The sequence below is a fragment of the Chromohalobacter sp. HP20-39 genome (genome assembly GCF_033052815.1).
In the GTDB taxonomy this organism is placed as follows: domain Bacteria; phylum Pseudomonadota; class Gammaproteobacteria; order Pseudomonadales; family Halomonadaceae; genus Chromohalobacter.
On sequence record NZ_JAWHTP010000482.1, the window covers coordinates 1 to 299 of the forward strand.

Consider the following 299-nt stretch of genomic DNA (forward strand, 5'->3'; position numbering starts at 1 on the left):
CACTGGTCGCGACCTGACGGCGGTGTTCATCGACGCCAAGACGACGATCCAGTATCAGAACCTGACGTCGTCTCAGGTCGCGGCCAAGCTGGCCGCTTCACACGGGCTGAGCGTGGCAGGGCCAGCTACGACGACGCTCGCAGGCAGCCTCTACGCCCGCGACCACGTCAGCATGACTGACCGTCGCAGCGAATGGGACTTGTTGACCTGGCTGGCCCAGCAAGAGGGTTTCGCTTGCTATGTCACGGGCCGCACGTTGAACTTTGGCCCACGGCCGCCCGCGCCCCCGGAACCCTACG

1 protein-coding gene is annotated in these 299 nt (G+C 65.6%); it reads left to right on the forward strand.

Annotated features, from left to right (window positions below):
- The coding region (locus tag RVY79_RS18890; protein ID WP_317466092.1) for a hypothetical protein at window positions 1-299 on the forward strand (299 nt) is incomplete at both ends.